Source organism: Mesorhizobium sp. M8A.F.Ca.ET.207.01.1.1, assembly GCF_004794715.1.
In the GTDB taxonomy this organism is placed as follows: domain Bacteria; phylum Pseudomonadota; class Alphaproteobacteria; order Rhizobiales; family Rhizobiaceae; genus Mesorhizobium.
This window is the reverse complement of the sequence record NZ_SRUS01000003.1, coordinates 623,858-642,126: the sequence shown is the minus strand read 5'-3', so window position 1 is coordinate 642,126 and position 18,269 is coordinate 623,858. Positions and strand designations below refer to the sequence as shown.

Here is an 18,269-nt window from a genome sequence, read left to right as displayed (position 1 = left end):
GATCACTCAACCGATATCTCGACATGGCAGCCGTCACGTCTTTGCATGCGTCAGCGCACCGTCGAATAGCGAAGCCTCATGCCTTCCAAGACCAAGCCGGCAAATGGTCCGCTTCCGGTCGGGGACCAAGGCCGGCCTGGATGGTTCAAACGACCGTGATTTCGATGACACGTGGCAGTCCCGTTGCCCGGGCGTGCCTCAACGCCTGTGGCAAGGCGTCGATGTCGGCCAGCCTTTCGGCTGATATGCCATAGGCTTCGGCAAGCTTGCAGAAATCCGGCGGCGCCGGCGACACGCCGACAGGTTCCACGCCGACATCGAGCATCGAGGTTTCGATCTCGCGATAGCCCCTGTTGTTCCAGACGACGAAGATGACGGGCGCTTCGGAATCCAGCGCTACGGCTATCTCCGGCAAGGTGAACTGGAAGCCGCCGTCGCCGGTCAGGCAGACAACCGGGGCATCGGGCATGGCGAGTGCCGCGCCGATCGCCGCCGGAGGGCCATAGCCCAGCGCGCCGAAGCCGGTCGCGGCATTGAACCAGCCGCCGGGCCGGTCGTGGTCGTAGTAGAGGTTGGCGGCGTAAATCGGCTGGGTGGAGTCGCCGACGATGATGGCTCCGGGCAAGGCATCGCGGATCATTTCCACGGCATGCACCTGCGCCGCATAGGCCGGGCTCAACTCGGCAAAGGCGGCCTTTCGCCCCGCCGCGGCGCGGCCATGGCCGTCTTCGCGGGCGCTGTGGGCGGGATCGATCGCCGCAAGCAGGGCCTCGATCGCCACGGCGCAATCGGCCTGGATGGCGATCGTCGCCGGGCGCCGCGCAAGCTGGTCGGCGCCGATGTCGATACGGATCAGGTTCGAAGGCAGCACGAAGCCGCCGTCGCCATAGCCGTCATAGTCGGTCGGACCGAATTCGGTGCCGGCGGCGATCACCAGATCTGCCTCGGCCATCAGTGCGCGAACCGCTTTCAGGCTTGGGCTTGCCGGCACGCAAAGCGGATGACCATGCATCAGGCCGCGTGCGTTGGTGGTCTCGACAACCGGCGCGCCCAGTCTTTCGGCAAGCCGCCGCAGTGGGGCTTCCGCCTTCCTGGCGCCGCCGCCGGCAAGGATCATCGGACGGCGCGCTACCTTGATTAGCTTCGCCGCCTCGGCAATTGCCCTGGCGTCCGGAGCGGGCGGGGCGGCATTGCTCAGCGCAGCCGCAAGACCGTCGGCAGGCTTCACCATGACGTCGGTCGGAATTTCGATGTGCACCGGTCCTGGACGCGCGGACGAAAACAAGGCGAAGGCACGAGCGAGCGCGCCCGGCAGTTCTGCGGCCTCGGTGATGCGCTCCGAGAACAGTGCTACCTTCTCCATCATGCCGCGCTGGTCGGGCAATTCATGCAGGAAGCCCAGCCCCTTGCCGAGCGTGTCGGTGGCGTTGACGCCAGAGATCACCAGCATCGGCACCGAATCGGCGCGCGCCTGGCCCATGGCGGTGATGGTGTTGGTCAACCCCGGCCCGGTGATGACGAAGGCGACGCCCGGCCTGCCGCTGGCCCGGGCGTAGCCGTCGGCCATGAAGCCGGCGCCCTGTTCGTGGCGCGGCGTGACATGGCGGATCCTAGACCTCGCCAGGCCGCGATAGAGCTCGACCGTGTGGACGCCGGGGATGCCGAAGACGGTGTCGACACCATGGGCCTCGAGTAGCGAAATGAGCGCTTCGCCGATGGTGGTCATTGCTTTACTCCCCTGTCTCTTTCTTCTTAGTTCTTACGCAATTCCCAAGCGAAAGCGCTACGCGCTTTTCCCGGGAAAACCGCTTCTCATTTTTCCTGGAATTGCTTGAGCGGCGCGAGGCCGAGCTCGGCCTCGACAGCCTTGATGCCAATCGCCGCCAATTCGCCGGGCGAGAACATCTCGCCGGCCAGGCAGCCTTCGATCCAGAGCCCGTCGATGATCGCATTGATCGCGATGGCATGGTGGCGCAGCTCGCCTGCGTCCGGCTTGTGCTGTTCGGCGGCGAGCACTTCGGCCACGACCGCTTCCACCTCGTTGCGAAAGCCAAGGTAGCCGTCGCGGTGGGCGCGGGCCAAGGCAGGATCGGCACCGGCGCGGCCGAGGAAGGTTGCCCAGAGCGAAAACACCCGCGCGTCGATGATCGGCGCATTGAGGTTGGCGGTGACGAAGGCCGCGAGGCGTTGGCGCGGCGAGGCATCATCCATGACCAGTGCCGCTTTCGCCTGCTCGGTCATGCGGCCGACCAGCGCCGTATAGGCTTCCTGCAGCAATTCTTCCTTGCCCGGGAAATAATGCCGGATCAGCCCGGCGGTGACGCCGGCGCGCAATGCGATGGTACGCAAGGTGGCACCCTGCAGGCCATATTCCGCCACGCTGTCCAAAGTCGCTTCAATCAGATCCTGCCGCCGCCGCCCCTCGCCCTCGCGACGGAACTTACGGCGCGCATTCATTGACGCAGGATCGGTCGCGTCAGGCATGTCGGCCCGCCTTCGCAGGCGATGCAGAGCGCATCCGCCTCGAAGATTTCAACCGTGCAGCCGGCGGCTTCCATGGCTGCCTTGGTCCTGGGAAAGCCCGCGACGGCAATGACCTTGTGCGGGCTGGTCGGCAGGACGTTCAGGCTGAGGCCGTTGGAAGCGGCGAATTCTTCGGCGTCGCCTTCGACCAGCCGGATGCCGCGCGTCTTCAGCGTCTGGTAGAACGGGGCAGGCAAAAGCGGCGAATAGACCAAGGCGAGGTCGTCGGCCAGCGGGCTGATCACCGACATCAGATGCAGGCACGCTTCTTCGCCCTGCCACAGCGGCAGATCAAAGCCGTAGACGGAAATGCCCAACGGCGTCAGCAGGTTGGAAACCTGCTGGATGCCTTCCTGGTTGGAGCGGACACCGCGCCCGATCGCCAGCGTGCGGGCATCCACCCATACACAGTCGCCACCTTCGACCTGGCCGGGAGCCTCGACGCGGCCAAGGATCGGAATGCCCAGTCTTCTGTAGGTTTCCTCATGCAGCGAGGGCTCGCTGGCGCGCAACGGCTTACCCATGGACAGGATCAGCGCGCCGCGGTCGGTCATCAGCGAGGGGTCGTGCGTGAACACCGAATCCGAAAGGCCGTCCGCCCTGTCCTCGATCCATTCGATCTCGGCGCCGGACGCCGCCACCAGTTCAGCAAGGACCGCGTGCTGCGAGGCTGCTTTCGCCGGGTTGAATCCCGGGCCATAGTGCCAGGCGGCCCTGTCGGCATCACGCATGGCGTTGGCCGCCGACCGCATCAGTACGCGCCGCAGTGGCGCCGCCATGGACTGTGATCCGAAAGCGCTCATCGATGCCCTTTTTAAGCTGAAAAAAATCGGGAAAATTTCATGAGAGGTTATTTATACACTTGCACAACAAGGCCGCAAGTGCCGTAATGAGCGGGATTGACGGGCTCGCTCTGTTGGGTCCATGCTTGAAGTCTGGAGCGGGGCAGTACAGCGTATGTTGATTAGCCGGATAGACGTTCGACGAACCGCCGGCGGCCATATGGAGGTCATTTGGTGAGCGCTGTGGCAGCTGCCAAACTCCCATCAGGCGAGGTGCAGGACTGCGCCGCAGAAGCCATCCATGTCGAGAACCTGCACAAGAAATTCGGTCAACTGCATGTGCTGAAGGGCGTATCGCTGTCGGCGCGCGACGGCGAGGTCATCGCCATCATCGGCGGCTCGGGCTCGGGTAAATCGACGCTGCTGCGCTGCATCAACTGCCTGGAAAATCCGACCAGCGGCATCATCCGGGTCAATGGCGAGGAGATCAAGCTTAAGGCGGACAGCCACGGCCACACCATCCCGGCCGACCGCAGGCAGATCGAACGCATCCGCTCCAAGCTCGGCATGGTGTTCCAGAACTTCAACCTGTGGAGCCATATGACGCTGATCGAAAACGTCATCGAGGTTCCCGTGCATGTGCTGGGCGTGAAGCGCGACCAGGCAATCGCCCAGGCCGAAAAGCTGCTGGCGCGGGTCGGGCTCGCCGAGAAACGCGATGTCTATCCGGCCTATCTCTCCGGTGGTCAGCAGCAGCGCGCCGCGATCGCTCGCGCCTTGGCCATCAATCCGCGCGTCATGCTGTTCGACGAACCGACCTCGGCCCTCGATCCCGAACTGGTGGGCGAAGTGCTGAAGGTGATCGGCGATCTGGCTCGCGAAGGCCGCACCATGGTGCTGGTCACCCACGAAATGAAATTCGCCCGCGAGGTCGCGACCCACGTCGTCTACCTCTACAACGGGCTGGTCGAGGAGGAAGGCCCGCCGGAGCAGATCTTTGGCGCGCCCAAATCCGAAAGGCTCAAGCAGTTCATCCGCAACATCGGCTAGGGACAGGCCGGGACGGAAGAAAACCGGGAACCAACAACAAACTGGGAGTTCTGAAAATGAAGACTGTTCTGAATACATTGGCCGCGGCACTGCTGCTCGGCGTCGCCGCCATGGGCGTGGCCAAGGCCGATCCGGTCAAGATCGGCGTCGCCGCCGAACCCTACGCGCCCTTCACCTCGCCCGATGCTTCGGGCAAATGGGTCGGCTGGGAAATCGACTTCATCGACGCCGTATGCGCCGAGGAAAAGCTCGACTGCGTCATCACCCCTGTCGCCTGGGACGGCATCATCCCGGCGCTGACCACCAAGAAGATCGACCTTATCGTCTCGTCGATGTCGATCACCGACGAACGCAAGAAGACCATCGACTTCTCCGACAAGTACTACAACACGCCGACCGCGATCATCGGCCCCAAGGACCAGAAATTCGGCGCCACGCCCGACGATCTCAAGGGCAAGGTCCTCGGCGTCCAGGTGTCGACGGTGCATGCCGTCTACGCCAAGAAGCACTTCGGCCCGACCGCATCCGAGATCAAGGAATACCAGACGCAGGACGAAGCCAACAACGACCTTGCCGCCGGCCGCCTCGACGCGGTGCAGGCCGATTCCATCGCGCTCAAGGAGTTCCTCAAGACCGACCAGGGCAAGGCCTGCTGCGATCTCAAGGGCATGGTGGCCCCTGACGACGAGGTGCTCGGACCGGGCGTCGGCGCCGGCGTGCGCAAGGAAGACACCGATCTGAAAGAGAAGATCAACGCCGGCATCAAGGCGATCCGCGCCAACGGCAAATATGACGAAATCTCGAAGAAATACTTCGATTTCGACATTTACGGCGGCGCCACGCAGTCGAACTGACGACCCTCGCATGGCCGGAGGACAGGGCGTTGACGCCTCATCCTCCGGCCGGCCTGTCCACGCATGCTTGCCGCCGGCCGCAGGTGCCGGCGGATCGAGCCAGCAATCCGGGGGCGACGCTGATCGAATCCTTTCTTCCGGCCTCGGCGGCCGGCATCGTCGAACTTCTCTCGCCCGCGCCCGTCGGCTGGGGCGGGACGCTCCTGGTCGGGCTCCTGCATTCGCTGGAGATCGCCGTCGGCGCCACCATCGTCGGCCTGCTTATTGGAACCTGGGGTGCCTATGGCAAGCTTTACGGCGGACCCGTGGTGCGCGACCTGTTCGCGGTCTACACCACCGTGGTGCGGGCCGTGCCGGAACTGGTGCTGATCCTGCTGCTCTATTATGCCGGCACCGACCTGATAAACCAGGTGCTGGCCGCCATGGGCTACCAGCGTGTCGACATAAGCGGGCTGGTGGCCGGCATCGCCGTGCTCGGCTTCGTCCAAGGCGCCTATTCGACGGAAGTCATCCGCGGCGCGATCCTCGCCATTCCGCAGGGCCAGATCGAAGCCGCCCGCGCCTTCGGCATGTCTCCCGGCCTTCTGTTGCGGCGCATCACGCTGCCGGCGATGTTGCCTTTCGCCATTCCGGGCCTCGCCAATCTGTGGCTGATCGCCACCAAGGACACCGCTCTGCTGGCCGTCGTCGGCTTCTTCGAACTGACGCTGGCGACACGACAGGCGGCGGGCGTCACCAAGGCCTATCTGATTTTCTTCCTCGCCGCCGGCGTGCTCTATCTCTGCGTGACGCTGGTTTCGAACTTCCTGCTTGGCCGCGCCGAAAAATGGGCGCGGCGTGGCATGCCTTCGATCAAGGATGCCCGCTGATGACCGGTGAAACAGTCATCATCGATACGGCGGCGCGCGCTTCGCTCTGGCTGCAGCCGCATCGCATCGTGCTGATTCTCATCGCGGTGGGGCTGGTGGCGTCGGCTGCCTTCTTCATGCGCTGGGACTGGCTGCCGCAATATTGGGAAATGGGCCTGATGGGCATCTGGCGTGCCCTGTGGATCCTAGCCGTCACCTGCGCGCTCGGCTTCATGATCGCCGTGCCCGTCGGGCTGGCGCAGGCGGCAGGCTCGATCTGGGTCGCGGCTCCGGCGAAAGTCTTCTGCACCATCATTCGCGGCACGCCGCTGCTTCTCCAGCTATGGCTGCTTTATTACGGGCTGGGCTCGCTGTTTCCGCAATATCCATGGATCCGCGAATCCTGGATGTGGCCCTATCTCAGGCAGGCATGGCCATACGGCGTGCTGGCGTTGACCTTGTCCTTCGCCGGCTATGAGGGCGAAGTGATGCGCGGCGCCTTTGCCGGCGTGCCCAAGGGGCAGTTGGAAGCGGCCCGCGCCTTCGGCATGAGCCGCTGGAAGATTTTCCGGCGCATCTGGCTGCCACAAGCCTTCTACAGGGCGCTGCCAACGCTGACCGGCGAGACCGTGCTGCAGCTGAAATCGACGCCGCTGGTGGCGACGATCAGCGTGATCGATATCTTCGCGGTCTCGTCCAAGGTGCGGCAGGACACCTACCTCACCTACGAGCCCCTGCTGCTCTTGGCGTTGATCTATATGGCGATCACCGGCATTCTGGTCTTCGCCTTCAGCCGGATCGAGGCGCGGATCCCGGTCAAGATAGGTTAGGGGAGTAGGGGAGTAGGGGAGTAGGGGAGTAGGGGAGTAGCCAGCCACTTCCGCATTCACATTTCCATCCCCGTTCGCTATTCACTGCGCACAATTCCCTATTCCCTAATTCCTTAGGACCGTCATGATGCAACTCAGTCTCGACCAGGCAAAAGGACTGTGCCGGATGGCGGCACTTGGCGCCGGCGCCAATGAGGAGGCGGCGCAATCGCTCACCGCCTCGATCATCGCCGCCGAGGCCGAAGGACTTGCAGCCGTCGGGCTGTCGCATTTCATCGACTACCTCGAAGCGCTCGAGGCCGGGCGCATCGACGGCAATGCCGACCCGGTGATCACCCGGCCGGCGCTGGCCATTTATTTCTCGGACGCACGCGGCGGGCTGGCGCATACCGGCTTCGACCGTACCATCGACGACCTCGCCAAGGCGGCAAGACTGTTCGGCGTCGCCATCTTCTCGCAGAAGAACGCCTATACGTGCGGGGCGCTCGGCTACTTCACCGGCCGGCTGGCGGCGCAGGGGCTGGTGTCCTTTGCCGCCACCAATGGACCGGCCGTCCTGGCCGGCTCGGGCTCGGTCAAGCCGGTCTACTGCACCAATCCGATGTCGTTCGCCGCGCCCGCCGCCGACGGCGCGCCGCTGGTCATCGACCAGTCGTCGAGCGCGACCGCTTTCGTCAACATCCGCAAGGCCGCGGAAGACGGCAAGAAGATCCCCGAAGGCTGGGCGCTGGACGCCAGCGGCAATTCGACGACCGATCCAGCCGCCGCCATGAAGGGCGCCATGCTTGCCTTTGGCGGCCAGCGCGGCGCCAACATCGCCCTGATGGTCGAGGTGCTGGCGGCGGGCCTGTCGGGCGCCAACTGGTCGCTCGACGCGCCGTGGTTCAGTGGCGGCTCCGACAGTCCGGGAACCGGCCTGTTCGTGCTCGCGGTCGAGCCCAAGCTGCTCGATCCGGATTTCGAGCAGCGCATGAAAGGCCAGCTCGACCGGCTGCGCCGGCGCTATGGCGTGCATGTGCCCGGCCGTGCCAGGGCCGAAGCGGCCGAGAAGGCGCAGGCGCGCGGCATCAACGCGCCCAAAGCAGTGATCCAGCGTATCTCCGAATTCGCCGAGCGCTATTCGGCCTGAAGAAATCGGCGAATTTTTTCCCGCGCCTCGGTGAACCTTCCCGCGCGTCCCGACGACGAATAGCTATCCAGGTCGGGTTTGCCCGGTCGGTGTCTTCTGTCGGATGCGTCCAGGGCCGAGGCGGGCGTACTTGCTTCACGCCCATGCTGATACCGTCTCAGGTCAGGCCGCCTCGTTGGCCCTGGTTTCGACACGAAACTCACCCGGAAAACCCCGCTTCGGCGGGGTTTTCTGCGTTTGTCGTTCGATCCTGCTGTTCTTCGTCATTCGCGGCGGCAACCGGCACTCGGTCGATGCCCGCCTCGGCAAGGCGTTCTGACACGCCCGAAAGAAGGGCGGCAGCGACGACGCGTCACCCTTTGCCTTTGGCGCAAAACGGACTATGAAACGGCTCAGCCAAGCCATCTGGAACGCGCGCCGGAGCCCGTCATGACCGAAATCCTGCAGACCCCAAAGCTTGTCGTCGTCTTTGGCGGGTCAGGCTTTGTCGGCCGCCATGTCGTGCGGGCGCTGGCCAAGCGCGGCTATCGCATCCGGGTCGCCTGCCGGAGGCCCGATCTTGCCGGTCATCTGCAGCCGCTCGGCAATGTCGGCCAGATCCAGCCGGTGCAGGCCAATGTGCGCGTGCGCTGGTCGGTCGACCGCGCCGTGCAAGGTGCCGACCACGTCGTCAATCTCGTCGCCATCCTGCATGAGAGCGGCCGGCAGAAATTCTCCGCCGTACATGAATTCGGTGCTCGCGCGATCGCCGAAGCCGCCCGCTCCGTCGGCGCCGGGCTTACCCATATTTCGGCGCTCGGCGCCGATCTGGACTCCGAATCGGATTATGCGCGCACCAAGGCGCTGGGCGAGAAGGCGGTGCTGGAGACGATCGCCGATGCCGTGATTTTCCGGCCGTCGATCAATTTCGGGCCGGAAGACAGCTTCTTCAACCGTTTCGCCAATATGGCGCGTTATTCTCCGGTGCTGCCGCTGATCGGCGGCGGCCACACCAAGTTCCAGCCGGTCTATGTCGGCGACGTCGCCGAGGCGGTGGCGCGCTCGGTCGACGGCAAGATCGATGGCGGCCAAGTCTACGAGCTTGGCGGCCCCAACGTGCTCACTTTCAAGGAGTGCATGCAGGAACTGCTCACCGTGATCGAGCGCAAGCGCATGCTGGTGCCGGTGCCGTGGTGGGTGGCAAACATCCAGGCCTCGATCCTCGGGCTCCTGCCCAATCCGCTGCTGACCAAGGACCAGGTGATGCAGTTGCGCGAGCACAACATCGTTTCGGACGAAGCCGCCAAGGCGAACCGGACACTGGCGGGGCTCGGCATCCAGCCGCAATCGATCGCGACGATCCTGCCCAGCTACCTCTGGCGCTTCCGCGCCGCCGGCCAGTTCCAGCAGCGCAAACCAGCCGTATAAGTGAGTGCAGTAGGCCAAAGGCGTGTTGGGATTCAGGTCAGGCCGAGTCGAGAACGCAGGCGGGCATCACCTGAATATCGGCACACCTAGCGAGGCGTGACCTGCATCGGCAGACCGCCTTGCGGCTGCGTGGTCAATTTCTGCACCGGCCAGGGTTTTGTGTCGGCCGTCGTGTCGAAGCGGAAGCGGGACAAAAGTACGGCGAGCGCGATGATCGCCTCCTGCATGGCGAAGCTGGCGCCGATGCAGACGCGCGGACCCGCGCCGAAGGGCAGATACTGGAAACGGTCGATCTTTTCACGGTTCCCCGGGTGGAAGCGTTCGGGCAGGAAGGCGTCAGGCCTGTCCCACAGCTTCCTGTGGCGGTGGACGACCCACGGCATCACCAGCACGGCGGCGTACTTGGGGATGTAGAGATCCTTCCACATTTCGGGCTCGATTGGCTCGCGATTGATCGACGGCGCCGGCGGATAGAGCCGCAGCGCCTCGTCGAAGGCGGCGCGGGTCAGCGGCATGGCGTCGAGCCACTTCGTCGGATCGGGCTCGCGCGCCAGCACCTGGTCGATCTCCCGTTCGATCCGGTCACGCTCCCAGGGCGATTCGGCCAGGCAATACAGCGTCCAGCCGAGCGCGCGCGCCGTCGTCTCGTGGCCGGCGCCGATGAAGGTGATGATGTTGTCCTCGACTTCCGAGCGCGTCAGTCCGTCGGGGCCTTCGGCCTTGAGCAGCAGCGTCAGGAAATCCTGGGGCACGGCATCGGGATCGCGCCTGAACTTTTCTTCGCGCATCCTGACCGTGTCGGTCACGATCTTGCGGAAATAGGCCATCGTCTTGCGGCCGCGGATGCGGGTCAGCCGCGGCAGCCAGTCGGGGGCGCGCAACAGGTCGAGCGGATCGACGCGGCCCATGGTTTCGAACAGGCGATCGATCTCGTTTTCGAAACTGCCCGGCTCGCCCGCGATCTCACCGGAAAACAGCGTCTCGGCCAGGATGTCGTAGGTGAGCAGCGTCATGTCTTGGGCGATATCGGACGTGCCGCCCGCCTCGTAACGGGTGACAAACTCCAGCGTGCGTTTCAGCATCGGCTGTGCGAAGCCGAAAATGTGGCGCGGCGTGAACACCGGCGCCATTGCCTTGCGCGACCGCTTCCACACCTCGCCCTCGGCGGTCAGCAAGCCGTCGCGCAGGATTGGCCTCAGGATCTTCTGGCGCACCGTCGCCATCTTGTAGTTCTTGGCGTTGTCGACCAGCACATGGCGGATCAGTCCGGGATCATTGGCGATGACCAGCGGCCCACCGGCGCCCTTGGCCGAAATCCAGGGTTCGTTGTAGGTCGGCTCGCCCCAGAGTTCGAGCGGATTGCGATAGACGATGCGGATCATCTCCAGCGTCGAAGGCGGCGATGTGCGCGGCTTCGGGGCGGGAGGAACGAAGGGGGCGGGCTGAGTATCCATGAAGTGCTCCGCTGCTCCCATCAATGTAGTGGCTGGCACACCAGGCGTCCATGTGACCGAACGGCAGACCGGACCGTGGCGGAAGGAACACCAGGGCGGACGGTCTGTTCATCCGATCGTGACCGTTCCGCCAGGGTTCCATCTTGTCCGCTGGAACGCTCTGCCGTAGTGACGGTCACCAACGGATACCGCCCGACAAAGGAGCCTGCCTTGAAGCACCAGTTGAACATCATCATCGGCAGCACGCGGCCCGGCCGCGCCGGTCCGGTTTTTGCCGAGTGGCTGGAGACGTTCGTGCGCGAGCACGGAAAATTCGAGCCAGTGCTGACCGACATCGCCGCCTTCAACCTGCCGGTGCTGGACGAACCGCATCATCCAAGGCTCGGCAACTATCAGAACGACCACACCAAGGCCTGGTCGAAGGCGATCGACGCCGCCGACGCCTTTGTCTTCGTGGCGCCGGAATACAACTATTTCGCGGCACCCGCGATCGTCAACGCGATCGACTATCTCGCCCGCGAATGGAAATACAAGCCCGCCGCCATCTTCAGCTATGGCGGTGTCTCCGGCGGCCTGCGCGCGGCGCAGGCGCTGAAGCCGCTGCTGACCGCTGTCGGGATCATGCCGATCCCGGAAGGCGTCGCGCTGCCGCTGTACCAGAAACTGCTCGACGAGAACGGCGCCTTCGATGCCAGCGAGCAGGTGCGGGGCGGGAGCAAGACCATGCTGGACGAACTGTCGCGCTGGAGCGAGGCGTTGAAACCAATGCGCGCAGCCTGAAAGAGCCGCTCTCAACCCGGCTTGCTCGTGCCATAAAGAGATGGAATGGTCGCCAAATGACTGAGCCGGGGGCGGTTCGACTTGCGGTTGCTGTTTGCCTTGCTGCTGGTGCTTGCGACCACCGCTATCGCGGTGGCGGAGCGGCGCGTGGCATTGGTCATGGCCGATGACGACTACCGGCTGGTCCGGCCGCTGGCCAACCCCATCCATGACGGCGAAGCGATGGAAGCGGCGCTGAAGAAACTTGGTTTCGACGTGGTGCTCGAAACCAACCGCGATCTCAGGCGCATGCGCCGCGCGCTCGACGATTTCCGCGAAGACGCCAGGGGCGCGGACGTGGCGCTGGTGTATTTCTCAGGGCACGGCGTCGAAATATCGGGCGACAACCGGCTGCTGCCGGTCGATGCCGATGCGTCCTCGCTTATGCGCTGGACAAGACCAGCCTGCCGCTGGAAGAGGTGCGCGACGCGGTCGCGGCCACCGCGAAAGTCGGGCTGATCGTGCTCGATGCCTGCCGCAGCGATCCGTTCTCGGGGCGTGGCGGCGACGGGCGCGGCGCGACCTCGCTGGCCAACGATGTCGCCGACAAGGTCAAGCCGGGTCTTGGCCGCATCGGGCGGGCGGAAAACATCCTGTTCGCTTTCTCTGCCGCGCCCGGCGAGACAGCCGCCGATGGCACCGGTCAAAACTCACCCTTCACCACGGCGCTGACCAAATATCTCGGCACGGACGGGCTCGAAATCCGATCGGTGCTGACGCTGGTGCAACAGGAGGTCTACGACCTGTCGCGCGGCAGGCAACTGCCCTATGTCGAGAGCGGCCTGCCGAAACTGTTCTTCGCCGCCGCGGCCAAGGAGCAGTTGCCGGAGCGCGAACGGCTGCTGCTGGCCATGGCCGACGTGACGCCGGACATGCGCGGCGAGGTCGAGCGGATCGCCAGCGACGCCGACATACCGCTGGCGCCGCTCTATGGGGCGTTGATCAGCGCCGACACCAGCCATTTGTCGGCCGAGAGCCTGAATGCAAGGCTGCGCGAGGCGGCCGACGCCTTCGTCAAGGTACGCGCCGAGATGAAGACGCTGGGCGCCGACGATCCGCGTGTGACGGAACTGCGCCGTCAGGCCGAGGAGCAGTTGGCCCTGGGCGCCTTCGGCGCGGCACAGGCGAAGCTGGCCGAGGCGGTCGATATCGACGAGGTGTCGCGCAAGGCGCTGAAGGCGAATTTCGCCGACCGGACGCTGTCACAGGCGGCGACGCTGTTCCTGTCGGCGGGCGCGGCGCGCGCCGACCTCAACTATGCGGCGGCCATCAAGGGCTATGAAACCGTGCTGTCGCTGTATGGCGAGGCCGGGCAGACCTCGCTCAGCCTGGAACAGGCCGACCGTCAGAGCCGCACGCTGGAGGAACTCGGTATTCTTTACACGACGGTGGGCAATGTCGACGCGGCCGGCCGGGCCTTCGCCGCGCTGTTGGCCAATCTCGAGCAGCGGTCGCGTCAGGAAACCGATCCCAGCGTCAAGCGCGATCTCGCCATCAGCCATATCAAGCTCGCCAACACTGAGGTGGCGCAAGGCAACCTGCCGAGCTCGCTCGAAAACTATGAGGCGGCCAGGGGCATGCTGCAGGAGTTGACCGCAAGCGTGCCGGACAAGAAAGACTGGCTCGGTGATCTTGCCATGGCCAATGACAAGATCGGCAACGTCCTGGCGACACAAGGCGATGTGGCCGCGGCCGCCCAGGCCTATCAACAAAGCCTGTCGATCAAGCAGAAATTGGCCGACGCCGAGCCGAACAGCGCCTATCTGCTGCGCGACCTGACCATAACCTATGACGAAATCGGCGACCTTGCCCGTACCGCCGGCCAGTTGGACAGCGCCCAGACGGCCTTTGAAGAGAGCCTGAGAATCCGGCAGGCGCTGGCCGAGAACAAACCCGACGACCTTGAGCGCCAGCGCGCGGTCTCCGTAAGCCACGAGAGGATCGGTGACGTGCTGCGCGAGCGTGGCGCCGCCGCCGATGCGCTCGTGGCCTACAACAAGAGCCAGGCGATCGCCGAAGACCTGGTGCGCCGCGACCCTGACGATACCGACTTGAAGCGCGACCTGTCGATCAGCTACGCCAAGATCGGCAACGCGCTCAACGACCAGGAGAGCTGGCCGGCAGCGCTGGCTTCCTATCAACAAGCGCTGGCTGTAGCGCGTGAACTTGCAGCGAGCGACCCAGGCAACACCGACTGGCAGCGCGACCTTTCGGTCTGTCTGGAAAAGGTTGCCGGTGTGCTTGATGTCCAGGGCAATGTCAGCGACGCACTGCGAAACTACCAGGACAGTCTTGCCATTGCCGACCGGCTGGCCAAGCTCGACCCGGGCAATTCCGACTGGCAACGCGACCTGTCGATCACATTCTCGGAAATCGGCATGCTGGAGACCAAGCAGCGGCATTTCGAGGGTTCCAGGAAGGCCTTCGAAGCCAGCCTCGGCATCCGCCAGAAACTGGCTCAATCCGATCCGAACAATGCGCTTTGGCAATTTGATCTGGTTCAGGCCTACATCAACTATGCGTATGTGGCCAAGGATCCGAAGGCGGTGCTGACCAAGGCGCTGAACCTGACGCTGGAGCTAGACCGCACGGGCCGGCTGGCGCCAAGGGACAAATCCACGATCAAATATTTGCACGGCCTTCTCGCTAAATTCAACGCTCGAAAAAAATAGCCGGCTGGCGGCTCGGCATTTGAGCCGGAAATGCCTGCAAACCTTGGAAAAACCGCCTTTAGCGCCTATATCTAGTCGATATCAGAAGCGCGATTCGGGGCCGATTTTTCGCGCTGTACAAGCGGCATCTAGACAACAGGTTTTCATGAGCGACCAGACCGAGAACACCAACGGCGCTGAAGCCGAATACGGCGCCGATTCCATCAAGGTTTTGAAGGGGTTGGATGCTGTCCGCAAGCGGCCGGGCATGTATATCGGCGACACCGATGACGGCTCGGGCCTGCATCACATGGTCTACGAGGTGGTCGACAACGCCATCGACGAGGCGCTGGCCGGCCATGCCGACCTGGTTTCGGTGACGCTTAATCCCGATGGCTCGGTGACGGTTATCGACAATGGCCGTGGCATTCCGACCGACATTCACCCCAGCGAGGGCATTTCGGCGGCCGAAGTGATCATGACGCAGCTGCATGCCGGCGGAAAGTTCGACCAGAACTCCTACAAGGTTTCTGGCGGCCTGCATGGCGTCGGCGTCTCGGTCGTCAACGCGCTGTCGGCCTGGCTGAAGCTCAAGATCCGCCGCAACGGCCAGATCTTCGAAATGAGTTTCACCCATGGCGATGCCGACGCGCCGCTGAAGGCGACCGGCAGCTACGAGCAGGACAAGCGCCCGGGCACCAATGAGGGCCGCAGCGGCAGCGAGATCACCTTCTTTCCGTCCGCCGAGACCTTCACCATGGTCGAGTTCGACTTCGGCACGCTGGAGCACCGGCTGCGCGAACTCGCCTTCCTGAACTCCGGTGTGCGCATCGTGCTGACAGACGCCCGTCATGCGGACGTCGTGAGGCATGAACTGCACTATGACGGGGGCCTCGAAGAGTTCGTCAAATATCTCGACCGCGTCAAGAAACCGCTGATCGAGAAGCCGATCGCCATCAGGGCCGAGCGCGACGGCATCACCGTCGAAGTGGCGATGTGGTGGAACGACAGCTACCACGAGAATGTGCTGGCCTTCACCAACAACATTCCGCAGCGCGACGGCGGCACGCATCTGGCCGGTTTTCGCGGTGCGCTGACCCGCCAGATCACCGGCTATGGCGAATCCTCGGGCCTGACCAAGAAGGAAAAGGTCTCGCTGATCGGCGACGATTGCCGCGAAGGCCTGACGGCGGTGCTGTCGGTCAAGGTTCCCGATCCGAAATTCTCGTCGCAGACCAAGGACAAGCTGGTCTCGTCGGAAGTCCGTCCCGTGGTCGAAGGGCTGGTCAATGAAGCACTCGGCACGTGGCTCGAAGAGCATCCGACCGAGGGCAAGGTGGTCGTCGACAAGGTGATCCAGGCCGCGGCGGCGCGCGAAGCCGCGCGCAAGGCGCGCGACATCACCCGCAAGACCTCGCTTGGGGTCACCTCGCTGCCCGGCAAGCTGGCCGACTGCCAGGAACGCGACCCGGCGAAGTCCGAAATCTTCATCGTCGAGGGTGACTCGGCAGGCGGCTCCGCCAAGGGCGGCCGTTCGCGGCAGAACCAGGCGATCCTTCCCTTGCGCGGCAAGATCCTCAATGTCGAGCGGGCCCGCTTCGACCGCATGCTCTCGTCCGACATGATCGGCACACTGATCACCGCGCTCGGCACCTCGATTGGCAAGGACGAATTCAACGCCGACAAGCTGCGTTACCACAAGATCATCCTGATGACCGACGCCGACGTCGATGGCGCCCATATCAGGACCCTGCTGCTCACCTTCTTCTTCCGGCAGATGCCGGAGCTGATCGAGCGCGGCCATCTCTACATCGCCCAGCCGCCGCTCTACAAAGTGACGCGCGGCAAGAGCTCGCAATACATCAAGAATGAGAGCGCCTTCGAGGAATTCCTGATCGATTCAGGGTTGGAGGAGGCTTCGCTTACACTTGGCTCGGGGGAAGTGCGGACCGGACAGGATCTGCACGGCGCCGTTGCCGACGCGCTGGCCGTGCGCCAGCTCATCAACGGCTTGCACACGCGCTACAACCGCAACGTCGTCGAGCAGGCGGCGATCGCCGGCGGGCTCAATCCCGATGTCTTCGCCGATCTTGGCCGTGCCAACGCGATGGCGGAGCGGATCGCGCAACGCCTCGACATCATTGCCGAGGACACCGAGCGCGGCTGGACCGGCCGCATGTCGACGTCGAACGAGGGTATCGGCGGCTATGTCTTCGAACGCACCGTGCGCAGCGTGAAGGAATACGCCCATCTCGACATGGCGCTGATCAATTCCGCCGATGCACGCCAGCTCGACCGCTACGCGCAGCGCCTCAGCGAGATCTACGAGATGCCGCCGGTGCTGCGCCGCAAGGATGTGTCCGAAACTGTCTCGGGGCCGCTGGCGCTGCTCAACGCGGTCTTCGCGACCGGCCGCAAAGGACTGACCATGCAACGCTACAAGGGGCTCGGCGAGATGAATGCCGAGCAGTTGTGGGAGACCACGCTCGACCCGAATGTGCGCTCGCTGCTGCAGGTCAAGGTCAACGACGCGACCGACGCCGACAGCCTGTTCTCGCGGCTGATGGGCGACGAGGTGGAACCACGGCGCGAATTCATCCAGGACAACGCCCTGTCGGTCGCCAACCTGGATATTTGACCGACCGCCCATCGGCGCGCCAGGCAATTCCAGAAAGTGCGGAACGGTTTTCCGGGGAAAAGCGATAGCGCTTTCCCCTGGGGGACTTCGTCAAGACAACGAATAGAGCGGTTCCGCGTTTTCGTGAGACAATGAACCGTTCTACGCCGCGCCAGTTTGTCCACCGCCGGCAAACAAAATCATTTCATAGCCCATCGGAACGGAAGCTCCCGAGAGACATTGTGACAGTATCGATCACAATTTCTCACAAGGAGACATCCATGGGACGCGGCATCTTGCTCTGGTTGCTCGGCATTCCGATTCCGATCATCATCCTCATCATGCTGTTCGTACGGTAGGGGGCCTGAAATGCAGTCCGCCCTATCGGCTGTCAACGTATCCGCTTCGACGGAATCGTCCTCCACCGCGGTCAGCTGGGGACCGATCATTGCCGGCGCCTTCGCGGCCTCGACGCTGACATTCATCCTCATGCTGCTCGGCTCGGGCCTCGGGCTCACTATGGTTTCGCCATGGTCGGGCTCCAGCGCATCGATCACCACCTTCGCGGTGTCCACCGCCGTCTGGCTGGTCATCGTGCAATGGCTTTCCTCCGCTGTCGGGGGCTATTTGGCAGGACGGTTGCGTACCAAATGGGTCGGCATCCACACCGACGAGGTCTATTTCCGGGACACCGCCCACGGCTTTCTCGCCTGGGCGTTGGCCACGCTTCTCGTTGTAGGCGTACTTGGCTCGGCGCTTTCCGCCGCGATTGGATCAGGTGTACAGGCCGCGTCCACCGTGGCCTCGGGAGCCGCCATGGGCGCGTCGGCCGGCGCCACAACCAATGCCAGCGGCGCATCGGCCGACAATGCGACCTCCTATCTGGTGGATTCGCTGTTCCGGCCGGCCGATCCGGCCAAGCTCGCGGCCGCCAATCCAGGCGATGAAGCCGCGGCAGCCGGGCAGGCCTCACGTATCCTGATCGCCGGGAGCGTCGCCGGCGAGGTCTCCGCGGAAGACAAGACCTATCTTGCGCAATTGGTCGCCGCGCGCACCGGCCTTTCCGAGGCTGACGCCAAGACACGTGTCGACGCGGTGCTGGCGAAGGCGCAGGACGCGAAGGTCAAGGCGAAGCAGGCGGCCGACACGGCAAGAAAGGCAAGCGCCACCTTTGCGCTTCTCGGTGCCCTGTCGCTGGTCATCGGCGCCTTCATCGCCAGTGCGGCCGCGGCTCTCGGCGGCAGGCAGCGCGATGAAGAGGAAGCGGTGTTCCTGACCAACGGCTGAAGGCAAGCATCAGCCGAG

At 64.1% G+C, this 18,269-nt stretch carries 16 protein-coding genes; 12 read left to right on the top strand and 4 right to left on the bottom strand.

The genetic code is table 11. The annotated features are described in order from the left end of the window. Positions 1-145: 145 nt before the first annotated feature. The 3 genes from EN850_RS11845 to EN850_RS11830 all read right to left on the bottom strand — a co-directional run bounded on the left by EN850_RS11845 (position 146) and on the right by EN850_RS11830 (position 3,326). Positions 146-1,726, bottom strand: a complete 1,581-nt coding sequence (locus EN850_RS11845; RefSeq protein ID WP_136091296.1) for a 5-guanidino-2-oxopentanoate decarboxylase — start codon at positions 1,724-1,726, stop codon at positions 146-148. 86 nt (positions 1,727-1,812) lie between these two features. Further along, positions 1,813-2,484 carry a TetR family transcriptional regulator C-terminal domain-containing protein gene (locus tag EN850_RS11835; protein ID WP_135933029.1) on the bottom strand — a complete coding sequence of 224 codons (672 nt, stop codon included), beginning with the start codon at positions 2,482-2,484 and terminating at the stop codon, positions 1,813-1,815. Continuing rightward, positions 2,454-3,326: a dimethylarginine dimethylaminohydrolase family protein gene (locus tag EN850_RS11830; RefSeq protein WP_135933030.1), complete on the bottom strand. Its 873-nt coding sequence runs from the start codon at positions 3,324-3,326 to the stop codon at positions 2,454-2,456. The genes EN850_RS11835 and EN850_RS11830 overlap by 31 nt, the downstream gene beginning before the upstream one ends. 213 nt (positions 3,327-3,539) lie before the next feature. On the opposite strand from EN850_RS11830, the gene EN850_RS11825 reads away from it, so the two are divergent. From EN850_RS11825 to EN850_RS11795, 7 genes are all read left to right on the top strand, one after another. Beyond that, entirely contained in the window at positions 3,540-4,355 is an 816-nt protein-coding gene (locus EN850_RS11825; RefSeq protein WP_136091295.1) for an ABC transporter ATP-binding protein, read from the top strand. A gap of 56 nt (positions 4,356-4,411) precedes the next feature. Next, a complete protein-coding gene (locus EN850_RS11820; protein WP_127275823.1) occupies positions 4,412-5,209 on the top strand; it encodes a transporter substrate-binding domain-containing protein in 798 nt (265 codons plus the stop codon). Positions 5,210-5,412: 203 nt separating this feature from the next. Next, entirely contained in the window at positions 5,413-6,078 is a 666-nt protein-coding gene (locus EN850_RS11815) for an ABC transporter permease (protein ID WP_135862970.1), read from the top strand. Next, entirely contained in the window at positions 6,078-6,887 is an 810-nt protein-coding gene (locus EN850_RS11810; protein WP_127275824.1) for an ABC transporter permease, read from the top strand. Before EN850_RS11815 ends, EN850_RS11810 begins: the two co-directional genes overlap by 1 nt. A 127-nt stretch (positions 6,888-7,014) precedes the next feature. Beyond that, a complete protein-coding gene (locus EN850_RS11805; protein ID WP_189591057.1) occupies positions 7,015-8,016 on the top strand; it encodes an Ldh family oxidoreductase in 1,002 nt (333 codons plus the stop codon). 175 nt (positions 8,017-8,191) lie between these two features. Beyond that, the gene (locus tag EN850_RS37095) at positions 8,192-8,335 is read left to right on the top strand and encodes a hypothetical protein (RefSeq protein WP_245518367.1); all 144 of its coding nucleotides are present in this window, start codon (positions 8,192-8,194) and stop codon (positions 8,333-8,335) included. A gap of 110 nt (positions 8,336-8,445) precedes the next feature. Then, positions 8,446-9,423, top strand: coding sequence for a complex I NDUFA9 subunit family protein (locus tag EN850_RS11795; RefSeq protein WP_135930569.1), 978 nt, complete (start codon positions 8,446-8,448; stop codon positions 9,421-9,423). 86 nt (positions 9,424-9,509) lie between these two features. On the opposite strand, the gene EN850_RS11790 is transcribed toward EN850_RS11795, so the two are convergent. Then, the gene (locus EN850_RS11790) at positions 9,510-10,877 is read right to left on the bottom strand and encodes a cytochrome P450 (RefSeq protein WP_127872945.1); all 1,368 of its coding nucleotides are present in this window, start codon (positions 10,875-10,877) and stop codon (positions 9,510-9,512) included. A gap of 210 nt (positions 10,878-11,087) precedes the next feature. On the opposite strand from EN850_RS11790, the gene EN850_RS11785 reads away from it, so the two are divergent. From EN850_RS11785 to EN850_RS11770, 5 genes are all read left to right on the top strand, one after another. Next, on the top strand, positions 11,088-11,657 hold the full coding sequence (locus EN850_RS11785) for an NADPH-dependent FMN reductase (protein ID WP_135862415.1): 570 nt from the start codon (positions 11,088-11,090) through the stop codon (positions 11,655-11,657). 81 nt (positions 11,658-11,738) lie between these two features. Further along, positions 11,739-12,155: a caspase family protein gene (locus EN850_RS37710; RefSeq protein ID WP_281407266.1), complete on the top strand. Its 417-nt coding sequence runs from the start codon at positions 11,739-11,741 to the stop codon at positions 12,153-12,155. Then, positions 12,116-14,368, top strand: a complete 2,253-nt coding sequence (locus EN850_RS11780; RefSeq protein WP_281407265.1) for a caspase family protein — start codon at positions 12,116-12,118, stop codon at positions 14,366-14,368. Before EN850_RS37710 ends, EN850_RS11780 begins: the two co-directional genes overlap by 40 nt. Positions 14,369-14,513: 145 nt before the next feature. Continuing rightward, the gene (gene gyrB, locus EN850_RS11775; RefSeq protein ID WP_135862417.1) at positions 14,514-16,985 is read left to right on the top strand and encodes a DNA topoisomerase (ATP-hydrolyzing) subunit B; all 2,472 of its coding nucleotides are present in this window, start codon (positions 14,514-14,516) and stop codon (positions 16,983-16,985) included. 348 nt (positions 16,986-17,333) lie between these two features. Beyond that, on the top strand, positions 17,334-18,251 hold the full coding sequence (locus EN850_RS11770; protein ID WP_136091293.1) for a hypothetical protein: 918 nt from the start codon (positions 17,334-17,336) through the stop codon (positions 18,249-18,251). The last annotated feature ends 18 nt before the right edge of the window (positions 18,252-18,269 follow it).

Bases quoted from the DNA above. Each gene is read 5' to 3' on its own strand.
- EN850_RS11845 (WP_136091296.1), bottom strand. From the start codon at position 1,726: ATGACCACCATCGGCGAAGCGCTCATTTCGCTACTCGAGGCCCATGGT.
- EN850_RS11835 (WP_135933029.1), bottom strand. From the start codon at position 2,484: ATGCCTGACGCGACCGATCCTGCGTCAATGAATGCGCGCCGTAAGTTC.
- EN850_RS11830 (WP_135933030.1), bottom strand. From the start codon at position 3,326: ATGAGCGCTTTCGGATCACAGTCCATGGCGGCGCCACTGCGGCGCGTA.
- EN850_RS11820 (WP_127275823.1), top strand. From the start codon at position 4,412: ATGAAGACTGTTCTGAATACATTGGCCGCGGCACTGCTGCTCGGCGTC.
- EN850_RS11810 (WP_127275824.1), top strand. From the start codon at position 6,078: ATGACCGGTGAAACAGTCATCATCGATACGGCGGCGCGCGCTTCGCTC.
- EN850_RS11805 (WP_189591057.1), top strand. From the start codon at position 7,015: ATGCAACTCAGTCTCGACCAGGCAAAAGGACTGTGCCGGATGGCGGCA.
- EN850_RS11795 (WP_135930569.1), top strand. From the start codon at position 8,446: ATGACCGAAATCCTGCAGACCCCAAAGCTTGTCGTCGTCTTTGGCGGG.
- EN850_RS11790 (WP_127872945.1), bottom strand. From the start codon at position 10,877: ATGGATACTCAGCCCGCCCCCTTCGTTCCTCCCGCCCCGAAGCCGCGC.
- gyrB (WP_135862417.1), top strand. From the start codon at position 14,514: ATGAGCGACCAGACCGAGAACACCAACGGCGCTGAAGCCGAATACGGC.
- EN850_RS11770 (WP_136091293.1), top strand. From the start codon at position 17,334: ATGCAGTCCGCCCTATCGGCTGTCAACGTATCCGCTTCGACGGAATCG.